Source organism: Desulfuromusa ferrireducens (genome assembly GCF_055389805.1).
The window spans coordinates 3,824,324-3,842,371 of sequence record NZ_AP042415.1 but is presented as its reverse complement, the minus strand read 5'-3'; the positions used below and the strand labels follow the sequence as shown (position 1 = coordinate 3,842,371).

Here is an 18,048-nt window from a genome sequence, read left to right as displayed (position 1 = left end):
TAATGCCGATTGCAAAGATAGAGGCCGCTCTGGAAGATATTCGTCAGGGGAAAATGGTTATTCTGGTCGATGATGAAGATCGGGAAAATGAGGGTGATCTGGTTATTGCCGCCGAACTGGTAACGCCCAAGATCATCAACTTTATGGCCAAGGAGGGGCGGGGGTTGATCTGCCTGTCTTTGACCGAAGCACGTGCCGATGAACTCGACCTGCCGTTGATGGTCACTGATAACAGCTCCTCTTTTGGCACCGCGTTTACCGTTTCGATCGAGGCGCGCCGCGGTGTAACGACCGGAATCTCCGCCGCCGACCGGTCGCAAACGATTCAGGTTGCTGTCGCTGAAGAGACCGTTGCCCGTGATCTGGCACGTCCGGGGCATGTTTTTCCGCTGCGGGCGAAAAAAGGTGGCGTCATGGTCCGGGCCGGACAGACCGAAGGTTCGGTTGATCTGGCGCGTTTGGCTGGCTTGAAACCGGCCGGGGTCATCTGCGAAATCATGAACGAAGATGGCACCATGTCGCGCATGCCGCAGTTAAAGAAATTCGCCAAAAAACACGACATGAAAATTGTTACCATCGCCGATCTGGTGGCTTATCGGATGCGCAAGGAACTGCTTGTTCGGCGCGCGGCGGAAACCGTTTTGCCGACCCCCTTTGGCGGTGATTTCAAGGCGATTGTTTATGATAACGATGTTGATCATGCACATCACATGGCTTTAGTTAAAGGTGATTTGAAGCTGGATCAGCCGGTTCTGGTCCGGGTCCACTCCGAATGTTTGACTGGTGATGTCTTCGGCTCGCAGCGCTGTGATTGCGGAGAGCAACTCCATGCTGCCATGGCCCAGATTGAAGAAGAGGGTGCCGGAGTTATTCTCTACATGCGTCAGGAGGGCCGAGGTATCGGCTTGGTCAACAAGATCAAGGCCTACACCCTGCAGGATCAGGGTCACGACACTGTCGAAGCAAATGAAGTGCTCGGTTTTAATGCTGATTTGCGTGATTATGGCATCGGTGCGCAAATGTTGTCAGAGCTCGGAATCAGCAAACTTCGCCTGATGACCAATAATCCGAAAAAAATAATTGGCCTGGAAGGCTACGGTCTGGAAATCGTCGAGCGTGTGCCGATCGAGATTGAGGCTCAGGGTCGTAACATCAAATATCTGACCACTAAACGCGAGAAAATGGGCCATCTGCTAGAAAATCTCTAGCCACTGCCTATCTTTTACAGGAGGAAAGCATGCCTGAATTTATTGAAGGAAAACTGGACGCCAAAGGCTTCCGTTTCGGACTGATTGTCAGCCGTTTCAACAGCTTTATCTGTGATCGGCTGCTGGAGGGTGCGATCGATACCCTGGTAAGACATGGTGCTGAAGAGCAGCAACTGGTAGTAGTGCGGGTGCCGGGCGCTTTTGAAATCCCCCTGCTGGCGCAAAAAATGGCGGCATCAGGCAAGTATGACGCCATTGTTTGTCTTGGCGCGGTTATTCGCGGTGGTACCCCGCACTTTGATTACGTTTGTTCCGAAGTGACTAAGGGGGTAGCGTCAGTTTCTCTGGCTAGCGGTCTGCCGGTCGCCTTTGGTGTTTTAACCACCGATTCGGTAGAGCAGGCGATTGAACGTGCAGGCACCAAGGCTGGCAATAAGGGTTCTGAAGCTGCAATGAGTGCCATTGAGATGGTCAACCTGATGGGAGCAGTCTGAACTGATGTCGAGTAATAATCGCCGTGTTGGGCGTGAATGCGCGCTGAAAATTCTTTTTGCCTTGCGGTTGGATGATCAGGCCGACGCAACACGCCTGTTGAGTGATTTCTGGTACAACTTCAGCTTTGCCGATGATGCCCTCGGGGAGCCTCTTGAGACAACGGAATCACCGTTGCCTGTTGCCGCGCGGAGCTTTGCCGAAACGCTGGTAAAAGGGGTTGTCGAATATCGCGCGGTTATCGATCGTGAAATTCGCGAAGTTGCCACCAATTGGTCTCTGGAGAGGATGGCGACCGTCGATTTGTCAATCCTGCGGGTCTGTGCCTACGAGTTGCTTTATGAGCCGGGCATTCCGGTCCGGGTTGCTATCAATGAAGCCATTGAGATTGCCAAGCGCTACGGGACCAAGGACTCTCCCTCATTTGTCAATGGACTGCTTGATAAGATTGCCCAGAAGGCACGAAAATCTAACGATTAATTATTTCTGAACATCAATTTGTTTGTGAGGAATTATGGATTCGATCAAGGTAGGCCTGATCGGTTTCGGTACCATCGGTACCGGAGTTGTCAGGGTGATGCAAAAAAATGCCGACTTGTTGCAGAAACGTCTCGGTAAATCACTGGAACTGGCTAAAATTGCTGATCTGGATATAACGACCGACCGTGGCGTGCAGTTGGCTCCCGGTATCTTGAGCAGTGATGTCGAAGAGGTTGTCAGCAATCCGGAGATCGATGTTGTCATCGAGTTGATCGGCGGGTACGAGCCGGCAAAGACCTTCATCCTGAAAGCCATAGCTAACGGTAAACATATCGTTACGGCCAATAAGGCACTGATGGCTGTGCATGGTCAGGAAATCCTCGCGGCGGCCGACAAGCAGGGTGTGGATGTGCTGTTTGAGGCTTCCGTTGGGGGCGGTATTCCGGTCATATCTGCCATCAAGGAAAATCTCTGCGCCAATGATTTCAGCAATGTCCTCGGTATCCTTAACGGTACTTGTAATTATATTTTGACCAAGATGACCGACGAGGGGAGTGATTTTGCTCCGGTGCTCAAGGAAGCTCAGGATCTAGGTTATGCTGAAGCCGACCCGACCTTCGATATCGAAGGTGTTGATACGGCGCATAAAATTGCTCTGTTGGCAGCGATCTGCTTCGGCACAAAAGTTGATTTCGAGAAGGTCTACACCGAAGGTATTACCAATGTTGCTGCCATCGATATTCAGTTCGCCACGCAGATGGGCTATAAGATCAAGTTGCTTGCTATCGGCAAGAATTTAGGTGAGCAGATCGAGGTGCGGGTCCATCCGACCATGATTCCTAAGACCTATCAGCTTTCCGAGGTCGATGGCGTTTTTAATGCTGTCCGTTTGTCGGGTGACTTTCTCGGGCCAGCGTTGCTGTACGGCAGTGGTGCCGGGATGGATGCCACGGCAAGTGCTGTTATGGGCGATGTGATGGCTATTGCTCGGGATATTCAGTCTGGGGCCAAGCGGCGCACGCCGATCATGGGCTATCGCGCTGACCAGATTGCAGATCTGCCGGTTAAGGCGATGAGTGACATCGACAGCCATTATTATCTCCGCTTCACGACGGTTGATGCTCCGGGTGTGCTGGCGCAAATTTCCGGAATACTCGGCAAATACGATATCAGTATTCAGTCGATGATTCAGCCGGAACGTCACACTGCCGATGCGGTGCCGATTGTCATCATGACGCATGGTGCCAGAGAGTCGAATGTCAATAAAGCGTTGGCTGAGATTGATCTGCTGGAAATCGTCCAGCAACCGACCCGGTTGATCCGCGTCGAGAACAACCTCGGTTGAGGCTCATCTCAGAATAAACGATGACGGGATTGAATTTTGTCGCCGCTGTTAAGTAAGGGGGCATCCGCTGAGGATGGCCCCTTTTTCTGTTTAATCGGTTGATATCTCCGGCTCAACCACGTAACGCTTGATCTTTCTGGTGGTTGTCTTGGGGAATTCATCTTCGCGCAGGTTGAACTTTTTGACCCGTTTGTAATCAGCCAGATCTTTGCCGTAGCTGAGGACTTCGCTGCGGATCAGGGCTTCGATGGCGCTGTCCGCCAGTGGTCCGTTGTCCTGGTCCTTTTCGTAGCTGAACAGGTGTTCTTTGTCGGGGAAGATAACGGCGTAGACGTCTTCGGCTGTCGGGCTGATTTTGTGCCCGTAGATCATGATTTCGGCAATAAATGGACTCTTTAACAGTTGGTTTTCTACCTCTTCCGGGTAGACGTTCTTGCCATTTGGAGTGACGATCAGGTTTTTCACCCGCCCACAAATCTGCAACATGCCATCGGTATCGAAACGGCCCAGGTCGCCGGTATGATACCAGCCGTTCTTCAGCACTTCTGCTGTTGCCTCATCGTTACGGTAGTAACCGAGCATGACGTTGGGCCCCTTGGCGAGGATTTCCCCTTCGCCATCAGTGTTTGGTTGGTTGATCATTATCTCAACGCCATCGAGCGCTTCGCCAACGGTTCCCGGTTTGCTCTTGAAAGGGCTTTCTGCAGAAATGACCGGGGACGTTTCAGTTATGCCGTACCCTTGCAGCAGGGTCAACCCGAGGGATTTGAAGCCGGCTGCGATTGATGGATCCAGGGCTGCGCCGCCGCTGATAAAGGTCGTGTTTTTTCCCACCGTTTGTTGCACTTTGGCGGCAACGATCTTTCTTGTTACGGGGAATTTGTAGAGCAGGCGTGACGCCGTCTTGGAGTCGATATTCTTCATGATGCGGTCGTACAGTAATCGGTAAACTGCCGGAACTCCCAGCAAAAAGGTCGGCTTGATCTCGTTGAGATTGTCGCCGAGCTTTTTGATTGATTCGGCAAAGCTGACCTTGCCGCCGAGGGACAGGGGGAGCAGCACACCGCAAACCTGTTCAAAAACGTGATTGATCGGTAGGAAGGAGAGGGTTTCGATCGAGCTGTCCAGCTGAAAGCGCGTGCTAGCCGCCTGAATATTGCTGACGATGTTCTGGTGGCTGAGGATGGCACCCTTAGAGCGACCTGTCGTTCCTGAGGTGTAAAGAATGACTGCTCTGTCGCTGGGCTGATTTCTGGCTTCTTCAATAGGGGTGTCATGGAAAATACTTTTGTAGGCGTAGAGGCGATTTTCCTTCAGTAACTTATTGCGTGAAGTTGCTGAGCGTGACAGGAAATTGCTGTTTTTTTTATCTCCTTCTGGCTCTTCCGTGCTGGTCAGGAGGGAGTGGGCCTCCACGGCAACCGTTTCGATTGGCAGGCGTTTTTCAGCCGGGATGCTTAGGTCGCTCACCAGGTCCTGCCAAAGAGTCGAGAGTTTTTCCAGTACACCAGCAATGTCACCGCGATCTGTAACCTCGGAGAGGGGGATGTCGATCAGGATGATTCTCTTGAGTTTGGGCAGGTCATCGATAATATCCAGCAGGATCTCGAATTGCGGTTGGCCGACAAAAACGGCTTCGGCGTCGGAATCATCCAGAATCTGGCGCAGTTCGGTGGACTTAAGTTCTTTGTCGATCGGCACCGCAACACAACCGGCGCGTAAGATTGAGAGGTAGGCAGCAACCCAGCGAGGTGACGAGGGACCGAGAAGAGCGATGTGTGTCTGTTGCTTAATCCCGAGGTGGTGCAGGCCCGCAGCCAGTTTTTCCACTGTGTCCCAGAGTTTTGTATAGGAGAGGCTCTTCCACTGTCCTCGATTCTTGCTTTGCATGGCAACGCTGCTGGAGTGCGTTAGGCAGCTGCTTTGAATCAACTGGTCGATAGTCTGCACGTAGATACCTCATCAATAAATAAAAGTTACTGCAATAGCTATTGCTATTAGTGTAAGCGCTGGTTTAATCTAACCCTCTTAATTTTAACAGGCAAGGTTGAAAACGCCAAACAGCTCTCAGCGCGCACTGTTAAGAAAAAAACTGAATAAAACAAACAAAATGGCTTGACAGTGTTGATGGCGATTTGATACAAAACGCCTCGGTTGGTTGCAGGCACGTAGCTCAGTGGGAGAGCACTTCCCTGACACGGAAGGGGTCGGCGGTTCAATCCCGCCCGTGCCTACCATAAAAGCAACCCAAAATAACCGAACTGCATTACGAGGCATCTTATAGATGCCTCTTTTTGTTTCAGGAGACGATTTTATGGCAATGTTACAGATTGAACTACCTGATGGGTCAGTCAAAGAGGTTGAGTCGGGTGCGACTCCCTACGATGTTGCTTTGACTATCGGTGAAGGGCTTGCCCGTCAGGCCGTTGCCGCCCGGTTTGATGGTGAGCTGATAGATATTAATCTGCCGTTGCCGTCAGCAGGGAAAATTGAGCTGATCACGCAGAACTCTCCCGAAGCTCTGGGAATAATTCGTCACTCCTGTGCCCACCTGATGGCGCAGGCGGTTAAGGCTCTGCATGGTGATGAGGTTCAGGTCACTATCGGGCCTGCCATAAAAGACGGCTTCTATTACGATTTCTTCAGTGACACGAAGAAGTTTGTCCCGGAAGATTTTGAAATCATCGAAACAAAAATGGCGGAACTGGCCAAGGCCGATCTGCCGATTGTCCGTGAGGTGCTTTCGCGGGAAGATGCGATTGAGCTATTCCGTGGCATGGGTGAGGCATATAAGGTTGAGTTGATCGAAGACCTCGACGCTGAGACCGTCTCGCTTTATCGTCAGGGCGACTTTATTGATCTCTGTCGTGGTCCGCATATCCCCCGGACCGGCATGATCAAGGCGTATAAGCTGACCAGCTTGGCCGGTGCCTATTGGCGTGGTGATGAGAAGAACGCCATGCTGCAGCGGATCTATGCGACCGCCTTTCAAAACAAGAAAGATCTCAAGGCCCACCTTAATCGCCTCGAAGAGGCACGCAAGCGCGATCATCGCAAGCTCGGCCGTGAGCTGGATCTATTCTCTTTTAGTGAGGAGGCTGGCGCCGGTCTGGTGCTCTGGCATCCCAAGGGGGCGATGCTGCGGACGATTATTGAGGATTTCGAGCGCAAAGAGCACTTGAAGCGTGGTTATGATATCGTTATGGGCCCGCAGATTCTTAAGACCGAGCTCTGGCAGACCTCCGGGCACTACGAGAACTACCGCGAGAATATGTATTTCACAGAGATTGACGAGCAGGGCTATGGTATCAAGCCGATGAACTGCTTGGCGCATATGTTGATCTACAAATCCAAGCCACGATCTTACCGCAATCTGCCATTACGCTATTTTGAGCTCGGCACTGTTCACCGTCATGAGAAGTCCGGTGTGCTGCATGGCTTGCTGCGGGTACGAGGGTTTACTCAGGATGATGCGCACATCATTTGCCGTCCTGATCAGATTGATGCCGAGGTCAAAGGTGTCATGAAATTCGTTCAGGATGTTGCCGGTATTTTCGGGTTCGATTATACGATGGAGCTTTCAACCCGTCCGGAAAAATCAATCGGCAGCGATGCCGATTGGGGTCAGGCGACGGCGGCGCTGCAGAGTGCTTTGGAGGACAGTGGCCAGGAGTTTGAGGTCAACGAAGGGGATGGAGCATTCTACGGTCCGAAGATCGATGTTAAGCTGAAGGACGCGCTTGACAGGGAGTGGCAGTGTGCTACAATCCAGTGCGATTTTACCTTGCCTGAACGCTTTGACCTGAACTACATCGGAGCTGATGGAGAGAAGCATCGCCCGGTTATGTTGCATCGAGTTATTCTTGGCTCGATTGAACGGTTTATTGGTGTTCTGATAGAGCACTACGCAGGAAGCTTCCCGCTCTGGCTGTCGCCGGTTCAGGCGATAGTATTGAATGTGACCGACAATCAAGCTGAGTATGCTGAGGACGTATGTAAGCAGCTACGTGCCGCTGGTATCAGGGTTGAGCTTGATTTACGTAATGAAAAGCTCGGGTTTAAAATTCGTGAAGCGCAGATCGCCAAGACCCCCTATATGCTGGTGATAGGCGATCGGGAAATGGAAGAACAAACGGTAGCACCGCGCTTCCGCAACGGTAAGAATCTCGCTCCGATGAGCGTTGCTGACTTTGTTGGCTTTATAGATCAGGAATCAGCAGAACACCGCTAGTTCAGAAGGGACCCGTCGAGGGTCTTTTCGCCGTTGGAATGCGTGTTTTATTGCTGCAGAAATCTGCATAATAGAGAAGAGGAGATAGGCTCATAGCTAAGGAAGCGAATATCAACGATGCCATCAAAGCCCGCGAAGTTCGGGTTATTGATGATGAGGGTGGTCAGCTCGGTATTCTTGACACCAGGGAAGCATTGCGGGTGGCAGGAGAGCAGGGACTCGATCTGGTCGAGGTGTCGCCACAAGCTGAGCCGCCGGTCTGCCGTATCATGGATTACGGCAAGTATAAATACCAGCTGGCGAAGCGTGCTTCCGAGGCCAAGAAAAAGCAGGTCAAGGTCGAAATCAAAGAAGTCAAGATGCGACCTAAGACCGATGACCATGATTTTCAGTTTAAGATCAAGCATGCCCGTCGCTTTCTTGAGGAAGGCAACAAGGTCAAGATGACCATCATGTTCCGTGGTCGTGAAAACGCTCACCCGGATCAGGGTATGAAGCAGCTGGAAAAAGCGGTCATAGCGCTTAAGGATATCGGAGTTGTCGAGTCCAGGCCGAGCAAAATGGGTCGTTTTATGACCATGATGATGGGCCCAATAAAGAAGTGAACCGGGACACCGGAATAAATAAAGGTAACAGGAGAGTAAAATGCCAAAAATTAAGACTAATCGTGGTGCTGCCAAGCGATTTCGCAAGACCGGCACCGGAAAAATCCGTCGGAACAAGGCTTTCACCAGCCACATTCTGACCAAGAAGTCAACCAAGCGGAAGCGTGACCTGCGTCAATCTTGTCTCGTGCACAAATCTGATGAGCGCAACATTTCTCAGTTGATTCCGTACCTGTAACGATTTGCCTGCCCCTGACATGGGGTGCAGGTTGGCTGTGAACTGTGGGGACTATCTCCCCCTACCGATCCGGCCGCGGCATATGCCGAAACCAACTAAGTTGAAGGAGAAGTGAGATGCCAAGAGTAAAAAGAGGCTTTAAAGCCAGACGTCGTCGGAACAAAGTTCTTAAACTTGCTAAAGGTTATCGTGGCGCCCGTAGTAAGTTGTTCCGCTCAGCAACTGAAGCTGTCGATCGTGCCCTTTGTTATGCTTATCGTGACCGTCGTGTCAAGAAGCGTGACTTTCGGGCTCTGTGGATTGCTCGTATTAATGCCGCGTCCCGTGAAAACGGACTCTCCTATAGCCGCCTGATTCATGGTCTGAAGCAGGCAGAGGTGGCTCTTGATCGCAAGATTATGGCAGATCTGGCCGTCAACGACCCCGCAGGTTTCGCTGTTATTGCCGAAGCCGCTAAGGCTCGACTACAGTAAACCGTTCTCAGTCGTTCCAGGGAGATGGAGCGATGGCTCCATCTCCCTTTTTTGTCCCCGGTTCACTCCTTTTTTTTAAGCTGACCTTTACTTGTCCGTCAGTCCCTTTTGAGTGCTAGCGAGATAGACCAGTCCTGCCTTGGATTGGTTCAGACGTGGATTCGTAGATGAAAGAGAAAATATTACAGTTACAGCAAGAGGCCCAGGCGGCTCTGCAGCAGGCCAGCGATTTAAAGGCCTTGCAGGATGTTCGTGTGCAAGTTCTCGGTAAAAAGGGAGCGCTGACCGAAATCATGAAGGGGATGCGCGTTCTTTCTGCAGAAGAGCGTCCCGTGGTCGGCAGTCTGGTTAATACCCTTAAGGATCAGTTTGAGGCTGGTTTCAGCGAGCGACAGGGCGAGCTGCAACAGCAAGCCATTGCCGCAAAGCTGGGCAGTGAAAAGATTGATGTGACCTTGCCGGGTCGTCGTAGTGTGACCGGTAGCAAACATCCGGTCACCTTAGTCTGTGAGGAAATAGTTGATCTCTTTTCGAGGCTTGGCTTTGTCGTTGCCGAGGGACCGGAAATTGAGCAGGACTTCTATAATTTTGAAGCACTGAACATTCCCAAAGATCACCCTGCGCGAGATATGCAGGATACCTTTTATATTACTGACGATCAGGTCTTGCGCACCCATACTTCGCCGGTTCAAATCCGCACGATGCTTAAAACTAAGCCGCCGATACGAGTGATCGCGCCGGGGACGGTCTATCGTCGCGATTCTGATCTGACACACAGTCCGATGTTTCATCAGATTGAGGGCTTTCTCGTGGATGAAAAGGTGACCTTTGGGGATTTAAAGGGTATTTTGACCCATTTTCTCAATGAGTTCTTCGGCGAGAATTTAGACGTACGTTTCCGCCCCTCGTTTTTTCCTTTTACCGAGCCGAGTGCCGAGGTTGATATTGCCTGTGTCATTTGTGCCGGCAAGGGATGTCGTGTTTGCAGCGGTACGGGCTGGTTGGAAATCCTCGGTTGCGGCATGATCGATCCCGCTGTATTTGACTCGGTCAATTATGATAGCGAAAACTTTAGTGGTTTTGCTTTCGGTATGGGCTTAGAGCGGATTGCCATGCTTAAATATGGCGTCAATGATCTGCGCTTGTTCTTCGAAAATGACCTGCGTTTCCTCAAACAGTTTTGATGTTGGGGAAAGGATAGCGATAAATGATAGTTACTTATAATTGGTTAAAAGAATTCGTCGATTTTGACTATGCACCGCAAGAGCTTTGCGATCGCCTGACTATGGCTGGTCTTGAGGTCGATTCCCTTGAGGAGATCGGTGGTGGCTTCGACTCGGTCATCGTTGCCAGGCTTGAAGCTGTTGAGCGTCATCCTGATGCTGATCGACTGACCGTTTGTCAGGTCAATAACGGTACGGAAATCGTTCAAGTCGTTTGTGGGGCAACCAATCATAAGACCGGTGACCTGATCGCACTTGCTCAGCCAGGTTCCGTATTGCCCGGTGATTTTAAAATCAAGAAATCGAAAATCCGTGGTCAGGTGTCGATGGGGATGCTCTGTTCGGAAAAAGAGCTTGCTCTGGCTGATGAGGCGGAGGGGATTTTGATCCTCTCGCCAGATCTTCCGCTTGGTCAACCGGTTTTCGATGCACTCAAACTGAAAGATTTTCAAATCGAAATCGGTTTGACCCCGAATCGTCCTGATTGTTTGAGCGTGGTCGGTGTGGCGCGTGAAGTTGCTGCTGCCTGTGGCAATAAACTTAAGTTGCCTGCGCCGCAAATCAGCGAGTCTGCCGACTGTATCGACCAGCAGACCTCGGTCACCATTGAGGATGCCGAATATTGTCCGCGTTACGCAGCGCGGATGATTAAGGGGGTCAAGATCGGTCCATCTCCGGAGTGGATGGTCCGTCGTCTCGAAGCGGTCGGCATGCGCTCGATTAATAATGTTGTCGATGTCACCAACTACGTGATGATGGAACTTGGTCATCCGATGCACGCCTTTGATTTTAAACTGCTGGACGAAGGGCGCATCGTTGTAAAGCGCGCGCAAGAGGGGGAGAAATTTACCTCCCTTGATGATCAGGAGCATACCCTGATAGCGGATGATCTGATGATCTGTGACGGTCAGCGTGCTGTGGCCATGGCCGGGGTGATGGGTGGTCTGAATTCAGAAGTCCAGGACGATACAGAAACTATCTTGCTTGAAGCCGCTTATTTTAAGCCGACGGCAATTCGACGCACCAGTAAGCGGCACGGACTGCACACGGAGTCTTCGCACCGTTTCGAGCGTGGGGCCGATATCGACATGCTCCCCGTGGCTCTTGACCGAGCTGCCAGCCTGATTGCCGAGCTGGGGCAGGGGAGTGTGCTCTCCGGGGTTATTGATAATTATCCGCAACAACTGCAGACCCCGGTTCTTGCTCTTGATGTTGCAAAAGTAAAAGCGCTGCTCGATATTCCAATCGATTTTGAAACCACCCAAGTTCTGCTTGAATCGATCGGCTTGCAGGTAGAGCCTGGTGACAGTACGACGCAAATGCAGGTGACTGTGCCGAGCTTCCGTCCAGATCTGGAGCGCGAAATTGATCTGATCGAAGAAGTTGCGCGGCTGTACGGCTATGATCGTATTCCTGTCACCATGCCGGTTGGAACCGTTGAAGCTCCGTTGCCGCCGTTGCGACAGCGTGTGCAGAGTGCTTTGCGTAATAGTTTGGTTGCCAGTGGCTTCTCTGAAGCGATGAATTATTCGTTTTATGCTGCAGATGCCGTTGCTAAACTGCGCTTGGCCGATGAGGATCCGCGTCGTGAGCAGGTTGAGATTCTTAATCCCCTCTCTGCAGACCAGGCCGTTATGCGGACCAGTCTGGTCCCCAGTTTACTGGAGACCGTCGCACGGAATTTGGCTTATCGCAGTAACGACCTGCAGTTTTTTGAGTTACGCCCGGTGTTTTTGCCGCAACGCAACGAGTCCGTCTGTCAGGAGCGACTGACGCTAACGGCACTTATCTGCGGTCGTCGCCAACCCGAGGGCTGGGCTCAATCTGGTGAAGCTGTCGATTTCTACGATTTGAAAGGTGTTGCCGAAGCGCTGCTCGATGAAATCAATATTAAGCAAGTTGAATTTTCTGCTGAGCAACCTGAGCCGTACCTGCATCCTGGTAAGTCGTGTCGAGTGATTTGTGCTGGAAAACGTCTCGGCAGCTTGGGCGAAGTTCATCCGCAGGTGCTGACATCCTTTGACATTGACCAGCCTGTCTATCTGCTTGAGCTGGATGTCGAGAATCTCATTGCGGTGGCGGGTGAATATGGCAAGTTCAAGCCATTATCCCGTTTCCCGGACGTTATGCGCGACACTGCATTGCTGTTGGATGATTCTGTGTCCGCCGCTCAGGTGATGGACATTATCGGCAAAACCAAGGTCAAGTACATAGAGAATGCCGTTTTGTTTGACCTCTATACTGGCAAGGGGATTCCCGAGGGGAAAAAGAGCTTGGCGGTACGGGTTCGTTATCGTGATTTAGAAAAAACCCTAACTGAGGAAGAGGTTGCTAAGGCCCATAGCAAGCTGATTAAATCAATTTGCCATCAGTTGGGGGCAGAAATTCGTTGATAGCGGTTGCGCACAGGGTTTTCCTGTGTTATAAGTCCTTAAAAATCAAATAGATAGTAGATTTCTATATAAACCTGCTACGGATGTGCGGGAGGGATTATGACCAAAGCTGATCTGATTGAAAGTATTTACCTGACGACCGGTTTCTCCAAAAAAGAATCGGCCGCGATTGTTGAGATGGTTTTCGATTTGATGAAGACCACGCTCGAAGCTGGAGAGAAAATCAAGATTGCTGGATTCGGTAATTTTGTTGTTAAAGAGAAGGCTTCACGACGTGGACGTAATCCACAAACTGGAGACGAAATCGAGATTTCTTCGCGGAAGATTTTGACCTTTAAGCCGAGTCAGGTTCTGAAGGCTGCGATTAACGACGAAGATTCTTGATGTGTGTATTGAGCTAAATGGCGGTCGAGATACCTGAAAAGCTCTATTTTAAAATCGGCGAAGTTGCTGATCTGTTGAAGCTGAAAACGCATGTTCTCCGTTATTGGGAGACTGAGTTTTCTGCCCTGCAGCCAGTTAAAAGCCGCGCCAATCAGCGTCTCTATCGTCGAACCGATGTCGAAACAGCCCTGTTGATAAAGGATCTGCTTTATCGGCAGGGCTTTACTATTGCCGGTGCACGAAAGAAACTCAATAAAGACCTGCGCTCGCAGGACCTACCAAACAGTGCCGGAGAATCCCCGGCAGAGATACTAGCGCAGATCAAGAGTGATTTATTACGCATTCGCCACCGTTTAGGTGGTGACTCTCATGATGAATAAAGGGCTCCTGTGTTAATTTTGGTAACCAATGATGACGGGGTACGTTCACCTGGTATCCGAGCCTTAGCCGCAGCGTTAAAGGATCTTGGCCGGGTTGTTGTTGTCGCCCCGGACCGCAATCGCAGTGCTGTCGGCCATGCTTTGACTCTGGAGCGACCGTTACGGGCTGAAGAAATCAAACCGGACGTCTTTGCTGTCGATGGGACACCAACCGACTGTATCAACCTCGGTATCCATGGTTTGTTACAGCAGGCTCCCGATTTAGTCGTCTCAGGGATTAATAGTGGGAGTAATGTCGGTGACGATATTACTTATTCTGGGACCGTCTGCGCGGCCATGGAAGCCTCTTTGATGGGGCTGCCAGCATTTGCGGTGTCCCTTGACTGTCGCAAGTTTGTGCCGACAGATTTGACCCTAGCGGCGAATTTTTCTCGACAAATCGCTGATCATATTATCCGTGACGGTCTGCCTCCCGATACCTTTCTTAATGTCAATGTCCCCGCCGGAGGTTACCGCGGGGTTCAGTTGACACGCCAGGGGAAGCGTCGCTATGGTGACGCCGTGACTGTTAAGCAAGATCCTCGTGGGCGTCAATATTACTGGATTGGCGGCGGTGATGTCGGTTTTGAGAATATCCCGGGGAGTGATTGCAATGCTCTGCATGAAAAACTGATTTCAGTAACTCCGCTACACACCAACCTGACCAATGATGCTTCCTTTTCGGCATTAGAAAGTTGGTCGTTAGATTCTACTTTGGATTCCAATTGATAGACTTTTCTGTTGCCCGCCGCCGCATGGTTGAACAGCAAATCATCGCCCGTGGTGTTGATGATCCGCGGGTTATCGATGCCATGTTGCAGGTTCCCCGTCATTTGTTTGTTGAACCCGGTTTGCAGAGTCACGCCTATAGCGACGCCTCGTTGCCGATCGGCGAAAAGCAGACCATCTCTCAACCGTATATGGTTGCCGCCATGTCTGCTGCTCTCGATTTAAAGGGGCACGAACGGATTCTGGAAATAGGCACCGGTTCGGGGTATCAGAGTGCGGTTTTGTCGATGCTGGTTAAACGGGTTTATTCCATTGAGCGGATCTCGTTGCTGGCTGGCAGGGCGCGCAAAGTCCTGGATCAATTGTGTCTGAGCAATGTCAACATTAAGGTCGCTGACGGCACCATCGGTTGGCGTGATCAGGCACCGTTTGACGGAATCCTGGTGGCTGCCGGAGCTCCGGATATCCCGTCAGAATATCTTGACCAACTTGAGGTAGGCGGAAAACTGGTCCTGCCGGTTGGTGATCGTTTGCAGCAGATCCTGATGCGGATAACGCGGCAGGAAAATGGTTCCTTTAAACGGGAGCAATTGATGGGCTGCCGCTTTGTACCATTGATCGGCAAGCAGGGTTGGCAGACAGATTCGACCGATTGAATCTGCGGGATGATAGTCATTCTATGAAAATTGTACGTCGAATATATGATTGGGTCCTTTCCTGGGCCAATACTCCCTATGGGGTTCCAGCACTTGGATTGCTGGCATTTGCCGAGGCCAGTTTCTTCCCTGTGCCGCCTGATGTTTTGTTGATCGCACTCTGTCTGGCAATTCCAATAAAAGCTTATCGTTTCGCCCTGGTGGCAACCATTGGTTCAGTTCTGGGTGGACTTTTAGGCTATTTGATCGGCTGGGGTGTCTGGGATGGCATCAGTCCATTTTTCTTCCACTATGTCCCTGGATTTTCTCCAGAAGGCTTTGCCCAGGTCAAGTCACTTTTTGACCAGTATGATTTCTGGACTGTTTTTGCTGCTGGTTTCACTCCCATCCCGTATAAAGTTTTTACCATTGCGTCGGGTGCATTTGAGATAAATTTCGCCGTGTTCGCCGGGGCATCATTGGTGAGTCGTGGTTTGCGTTTTTTTCTCGTCGCGGCACTGTTCTATTATTTGGGCCGACCTGCCAGGGTGCTGATCGAAAAATATTTCAATTTATTGACCATCTTGTTTGTGGTTTTGCTGATAGGGATTTTGTTGCTGGTAAAATTCTTTCACTGATGATCGGTCTTACAGGTGTTGTTGGATGTTCAGTTGCTGGACGACATATGCGCGACGAGAAGGCTGTTTGTTCATGAACGGTCGCTGGTGTCTGCTTGTCCTCTTGCTCGTTAGCCTGACCGCCTGTGGCGGCGGTATTTACCATACCGTCAAACCGGGGCAAACCCTTTATCGCATCAGTCGTACCTATGGCGTTAGCGAAGCATCCCTCGCCAAGGCGAACCGTATTTCCGATCCTACCCGGCTGCGGTCCGGAACCCGTCTCTTTATTCCCGAAGCCGACCGCGTCCGTTCCGTTTCTGTGGTGAAGCAAAAAAAAGTAAGCAAAAAAGTCGTTACGAAGAAGTCGTCAGCGAATAAGAAGGCAACGCCATCGACTGTCAGTAAGTCAGGCGGCAAAAAGAGCACGCCTAAGATTACTCCGCAGCAGCGTTCCTCCAAGTCGACCGAAGTTAAAAAATTACAGTGGCCGCTCCGTGGGAAGATTGTCCGTTCTTTCAGCACGACAGCCAAGGCAGGCGGTGGTAAGGGGATTGAGATTGGCGTCAGCTCGGGGAGTTCTGTCCTGGCTGCGGAAGCGGGAAAGGTCATCTATAGCGGCGATGGCGTGCAGGGCTATGGTCATTTGATTATTCTGCAGCATGAAAATGATTTGTTTACCGTTTACGGCTTTAATCAACGGAACTATGCTCGGCAGGGTGATTTTGTCAGCAAGGGAGAAAAGATTGCCCTTTCTGGAGTGCCACCAGCCGGAGGTTCGGCGAGAATGCATTTTGAAGTGCGTAAAGGCAAGCGTGCGGTTAATCCGATTTTATACTTGCCTTAAGCTTTCAACGTCTCATAGACTGCGTTTTAACGTTCCGATGTTGTTTTGTTTTTTTGGGAGGGCTCGATGGATGATCTGATTTCTGAGTTTGGTCGTGGCGCAAATGATAATAAAGAGATGGACGGTTTTACTGAGGTTGATCCGTCAGATACCCCCAAGGTGCCTGCTGCCGAGGAATCTCCCGCTGAGGAGAAGGTTGTTCGCGAAGAGGAATACGTTGCAGCTGACGCCATCAAGCTGTACTTGAAGGAAATCCAGAAAAGCAACCTGCTGACAGCTGAAGATGAACGTGAGCTTGCTGGCCTGATCGCACAAGGGGATGAGGCTGCTCGCGCCCGGATGATCGAGTCGAACTTGCGCTTGGTGGTAAAGATTGCCAAACGTTATATGAATCGGGGTTTGCCCTTTCTTGACCTGATCGAAGAAGGGAACATGGGCCTGATCAAGGCGGTGGAAAAGTTCAAGGTCAGCAAGGGCTGCCGTTTTTCAACCTATGCCACCTGGTGGGTTCGACAATCGATAGAGCGTGCGCTGGTTAACCAGAGTCGTACCATCCGTTTACCCGTTCATGTTGCCGATGACATCAACCGCCTGGTTAAAGTCAGTCGTGAACTGGTACAGCGAAAGAAACGTGATCCGAGTCTCGAAGAAGTCGCCGAGGCGATGGGGGCCGATGTCGCCTATGTGCGGCGAATGATGATCCTGTTGAAAAAAACCTACTCCATCGAGCATCCGATGGGGGACAATAACGACTACAGCCTGATCGATACCATAGAAGATAAAAACCTTGTTGATCCCGGCAGCATGATTGAAGATCTGGATCGCTTCGCTCACGTTCTTGAATGGATGGATGATCTGACGGAGAACGAACGCGAGATCCTCGCGCTCCGTTTTGGGCTGGATGATCGTGAACCACAGACCCTGGATACGATTGGGCAGAAATTTGGCGTCACCAGGGAAAGAATCAGGCAGATCGAAGCAAAAAGCCTGGCAAAGTTAAGGAAAACCTTAGCAGAACGTGTTTTAGATGTGGATATGGACGAGTCATCGCTCTAGGAGTAGTCATGGATCAGTTGAAGGATATTATCCGGGATATTCCCGATTTCCCTAAAAAAGGGATTGTTTTTAAAGATATTACTACCTTACTCGCTGATGCTAAAAGTTTCCATCGGATGGTGGATTTGCTGGCGCATCGTTATATTGGCGAAAAAATCGATCAGATTGTCGGTATCGAAGCACGTGGTTTTATCCTCGGTTCGGCTCTTGCCTATAAACTTGGTACCGGCATTACTCTGGTGCGTAAACCGGGTAAATTGCCCTACAAGACCCGCAGTATCAGTTATGACCTGGAGTATGGCAGTGATACCCTGGAAGTCCATGAAGACGCTTTTAAGCCTGGTGACCGGGTGATTATCGCTGACGACCTTCTGGCAACCGGTGGAACGATGACGGCTGTCGTCGATTTAGTCAGTCAGTTCGGAGCTGAAATCCATGAATGTGCGTTTATGGCCGAGCTTGAGTTTCTCAATGGCCGCAGTAAATTGCCGGAAGGAAAAGTTTTCAGCTTGTTGAAATTTTAACTTTTGATGTTTAGCAGCATTGGCTTGAAAAATCATTTTTGCTGCGGTATAAGCTTGCGCACGGCCCCGTAGCTCAGCTGGATAGAGCGGCACCCTCCTAAGGTGATTGTCGGTGGTTCGAATCCACCCGGGGTCGCCAATAATTAAGC

General features: G+C 50.8%; 19 protein-coding genes and 2 tRNA genes. 20 read left to right on the top strand and 1 reads right to left on the bottom strand.

Annotated features, from left to right (window positions below):
- Window positions 1–2: 2 nt before the first annotated feature.
- The 4 genes from ACZ5PT_RS17160 to ACZ5PT_RS17145 are packed head-to-tail and all read left to right on the top strand — an operon-like array spanning window position 3 to window position 3,525.
- On the top strand, window positions 3–1,208 hold the full coding sequence (locus ACZ5PT_RS17160) for a bifunctional 3,4-dihydroxy-2-butanone-4-phosphate synthase/GTP cyclohydrolase II (RefSeq protein ID WP_464264239.1): 1,206 nt from the start codon (window positions 3–5) through the stop codon (window positions 1,206–1,208).
- Window positions 1,209–1,237: 29 nt separating this feature from the next.
- On the top strand, window positions 1,238–1,702 hold the full coding sequence (gene ribH, locus ACZ5PT_RS17155; RefSeq protein ID WP_464264238.1) for a 6,7-dimethyl-8-ribityllumazine synthase: 465 nt from the start codon (window positions 1,238–1,240) through the stop codon (window positions 1,700–1,702).
- 4 nt (window positions 1,703–1,706) lie between these two features.
- Window positions 1,707–2,180, top strand: coding sequence for a transcription antitermination factor NusB (gene nusB, locus ACZ5PT_RS17150; RefSeq protein ID WP_464264237.1), 474 nt, complete (start codon window positions 1,707–1,709; stop codon window positions 2,178–2,180).
- A gap of 34 nt (window positions 2,181–2,214) precedes the next feature.
- On the top strand, window positions 2,215–3,525 hold the full coding sequence (locus ACZ5PT_RS17145) for a homoserine dehydrogenase (protein WP_464264236.1): 1,311 nt from the start codon (window positions 2,215–2,217) through the stop codon (window positions 3,523–3,525).
- 90 nt (window positions 3,526–3,615) lie between these two features.
- On the opposite strand, the gene ACZ5PT_RS17140 is transcribed toward ACZ5PT_RS17145, so the two are convergent.
- Window positions 3,616–5,475 (bottom strand): AMP-dependent synthetase/ligase, encoded by a 1,860-nt coding sequence (locus ACZ5PT_RS17140; protein WP_464264235.1) that lies wholly within the window; start codon window positions 5,473–5,475, stop codon window positions 3,616–3,618.
- A 212-nt stretch (window positions 5,476–5,687) separates the two neighbouring features.
- Between ACZ5PT_RS17140 and ACZ5PT_RS17135 the strand changes: the two genes are divergently transcribed.
- From ACZ5PT_RS17135 to ACZ5PT_RS17060, 16 genes are all read left to right on the top strand, one after another.
- Window positions 5,688–5,762: transfer RNA gene (locus tag ACZ5PT_RS17135), tRNA-Val, on the top strand.
- Between the two features lie 77 nt (window positions 5,763–5,839).
- Window positions 5,840–7,756: a threonine--tRNA ligase gene (gene thrS / locus ACZ5PT_RS17130; RefSeq protein ID WP_464264234.1), complete on the top strand. Its 1,917-nt coding sequence runs from the start codon at window positions 5,840–5,842 to the stop codon at window positions 7,754–7,756.
- 92 nt (window positions 7,757–7,848) lie between these two features.
- Entirely contained in the window at window positions 7,849–8,361 is a 513-nt protein-coding gene (gene infC, locus ACZ5PT_RS17125; protein WP_464266756.1) for a translation initiation factor IF-3, read from the top strand.
- Window positions 8,362–8,401: 40 nt separating this feature from the next.
- Window positions 8,402–8,599 (top strand): 50S ribosomal protein L35, encoded by a 198-nt coding sequence (gene rpmI / locus ACZ5PT_RS17120; protein WP_464264233.1) that lies wholly within the window; start codon window positions 8,402–8,404, stop codon window positions 8,597–8,599.
- 116 nt (window positions 8,600–8,715) lie between these two features.
- A complete protein-coding gene (gene rplT, locus ACZ5PT_RS17115) occupies window positions 8,716–9,072 on the top strand; it encodes a 50S ribosomal protein L20 (protein WP_464264232.1) in 357 nt (118 codons plus the stop codon).
- A 167-nt stretch (window positions 9,073–9,239) separates the two neighbouring features.
- Window positions 9,240–10,256 carry a phenylalanine--tRNA ligase subunit alpha gene (gene pheS / locus ACZ5PT_RS17110; RefSeq protein ID WP_464264231.1) on the top strand — a complete coding sequence of 339 codons (1,017 nt, stop codon included), beginning with the start codon at window positions 9,240–9,242 and terminating at the stop codon, window positions 10,254–10,256.
- A gap of 23 nt (window positions 10,257–10,279) precedes the next feature.
- Window positions 10,280–12,688 (top strand): phenylalanine--tRNA ligase subunit beta, encoded by a 2,409-nt coding sequence (gene pheT, locus ACZ5PT_RS17105; RefSeq protein ID WP_464264230.1) that lies wholly within the window; start codon window positions 10,280–10,282, stop codon window positions 12,686–12,688.
- 99 nt (window positions 12,689–12,787) lie between these two features.
- The gene (locus ACZ5PT_RS17100; protein WP_464264229.1) at window positions 12,788–13,072 is read left to right on the top strand and encodes an integration host factor subunit alpha; all 285 of its coding nucleotides are present in this window, start codon (window positions 12,788–12,790) and stop codon (window positions 13,070–13,072) included.
- 17 nt (window positions 13,073–13,089) lie between these two features.
- A complete protein-coding gene (locus tag ACZ5PT_RS17095; RefSeq protein ID WP_464264228.1) occupies window positions 13,090–13,452 on the top strand; it encodes a MerR family transcriptional regulator in 363 nt (120 codons plus the stop codon).
- A 9-nt stretch (window positions 13,453–13,461) separates the two neighbouring features.
- Window positions 13,462–14,220 carry a 5'/3'-nucleotidase SurE gene (surE, locus tag ACZ5PT_RS17090; protein ID WP_464264227.1) on the top strand — a complete coding sequence of 253 codons (759 nt, stop codon included), beginning with the start codon at window positions 13,462–13,464 and terminating at the stop codon, window positions 14,218–14,220.
- On the top strand, window positions 14,220–14,876 hold the full coding sequence (locus ACZ5PT_RS17085) for a protein-L-isoaspartate(D-aspartate) O-methyltransferase (protein ID WP_464266755.1): 657 nt from the start codon (window positions 14,220–14,222) through the stop codon (window positions 14,874–14,876). The genes surE and ACZ5PT_RS17085 overlap by 1 nt, the downstream gene beginning before the upstream one ends.
- On the top strand, window positions 14,873–15,493 hold the full coding sequence (locus ACZ5PT_RS17080) for a YqaA family protein (RefSeq protein ID WP_464264226.1): 621 nt from the start codon (window positions 14,873–14,875) through the stop codon (window positions 15,491–15,493). Before ACZ5PT_RS17085 ends, ACZ5PT_RS17080 begins: the two co-directional genes overlap by 4 nt.
- A 73-nt stretch (window positions 15,494–15,566) precedes the next feature.
- The gene (locus tag ACZ5PT_RS17075) at window positions 15,567–16,319 is read left to right on the top strand and encodes a peptidoglycan DD-metalloendopeptidase family protein (RefSeq protein WP_464264225.1); all 753 of its coding nucleotides are present in this window, start codon (window positions 15,567–15,569) and stop codon (window positions 16,317–16,319) included.
- A gap of 66 nt (window positions 16,320–16,385) precedes the next feature.
- Entirely contained in the window at window positions 16,386–17,375 is a 990-nt protein-coding gene (locus ACZ5PT_RS17070; protein WP_464264224.1) for a sigma-70 family RNA polymerase sigma factor, read from the top strand.
- Between the two features lie 8 nt (window positions 17,376–17,383).
- Window positions 17,384–17,899, top strand: coding sequence for an adenine phosphoribosyltransferase (locus ACZ5PT_RS17065; protein ID WP_464264223.1), 516 nt, complete (start codon window positions 17,384–17,386; stop codon window positions 17,897–17,899).
- A gap of 62 nt (window positions 17,900–17,961) precedes the next feature.
- Window positions 17,962–18,038: transfer RNA gene (locus ACZ5PT_RS17060), tRNA-Arg, on the top strand.
- Window positions 18,039–18,048 lie beyond the last annotated feature (10 nt).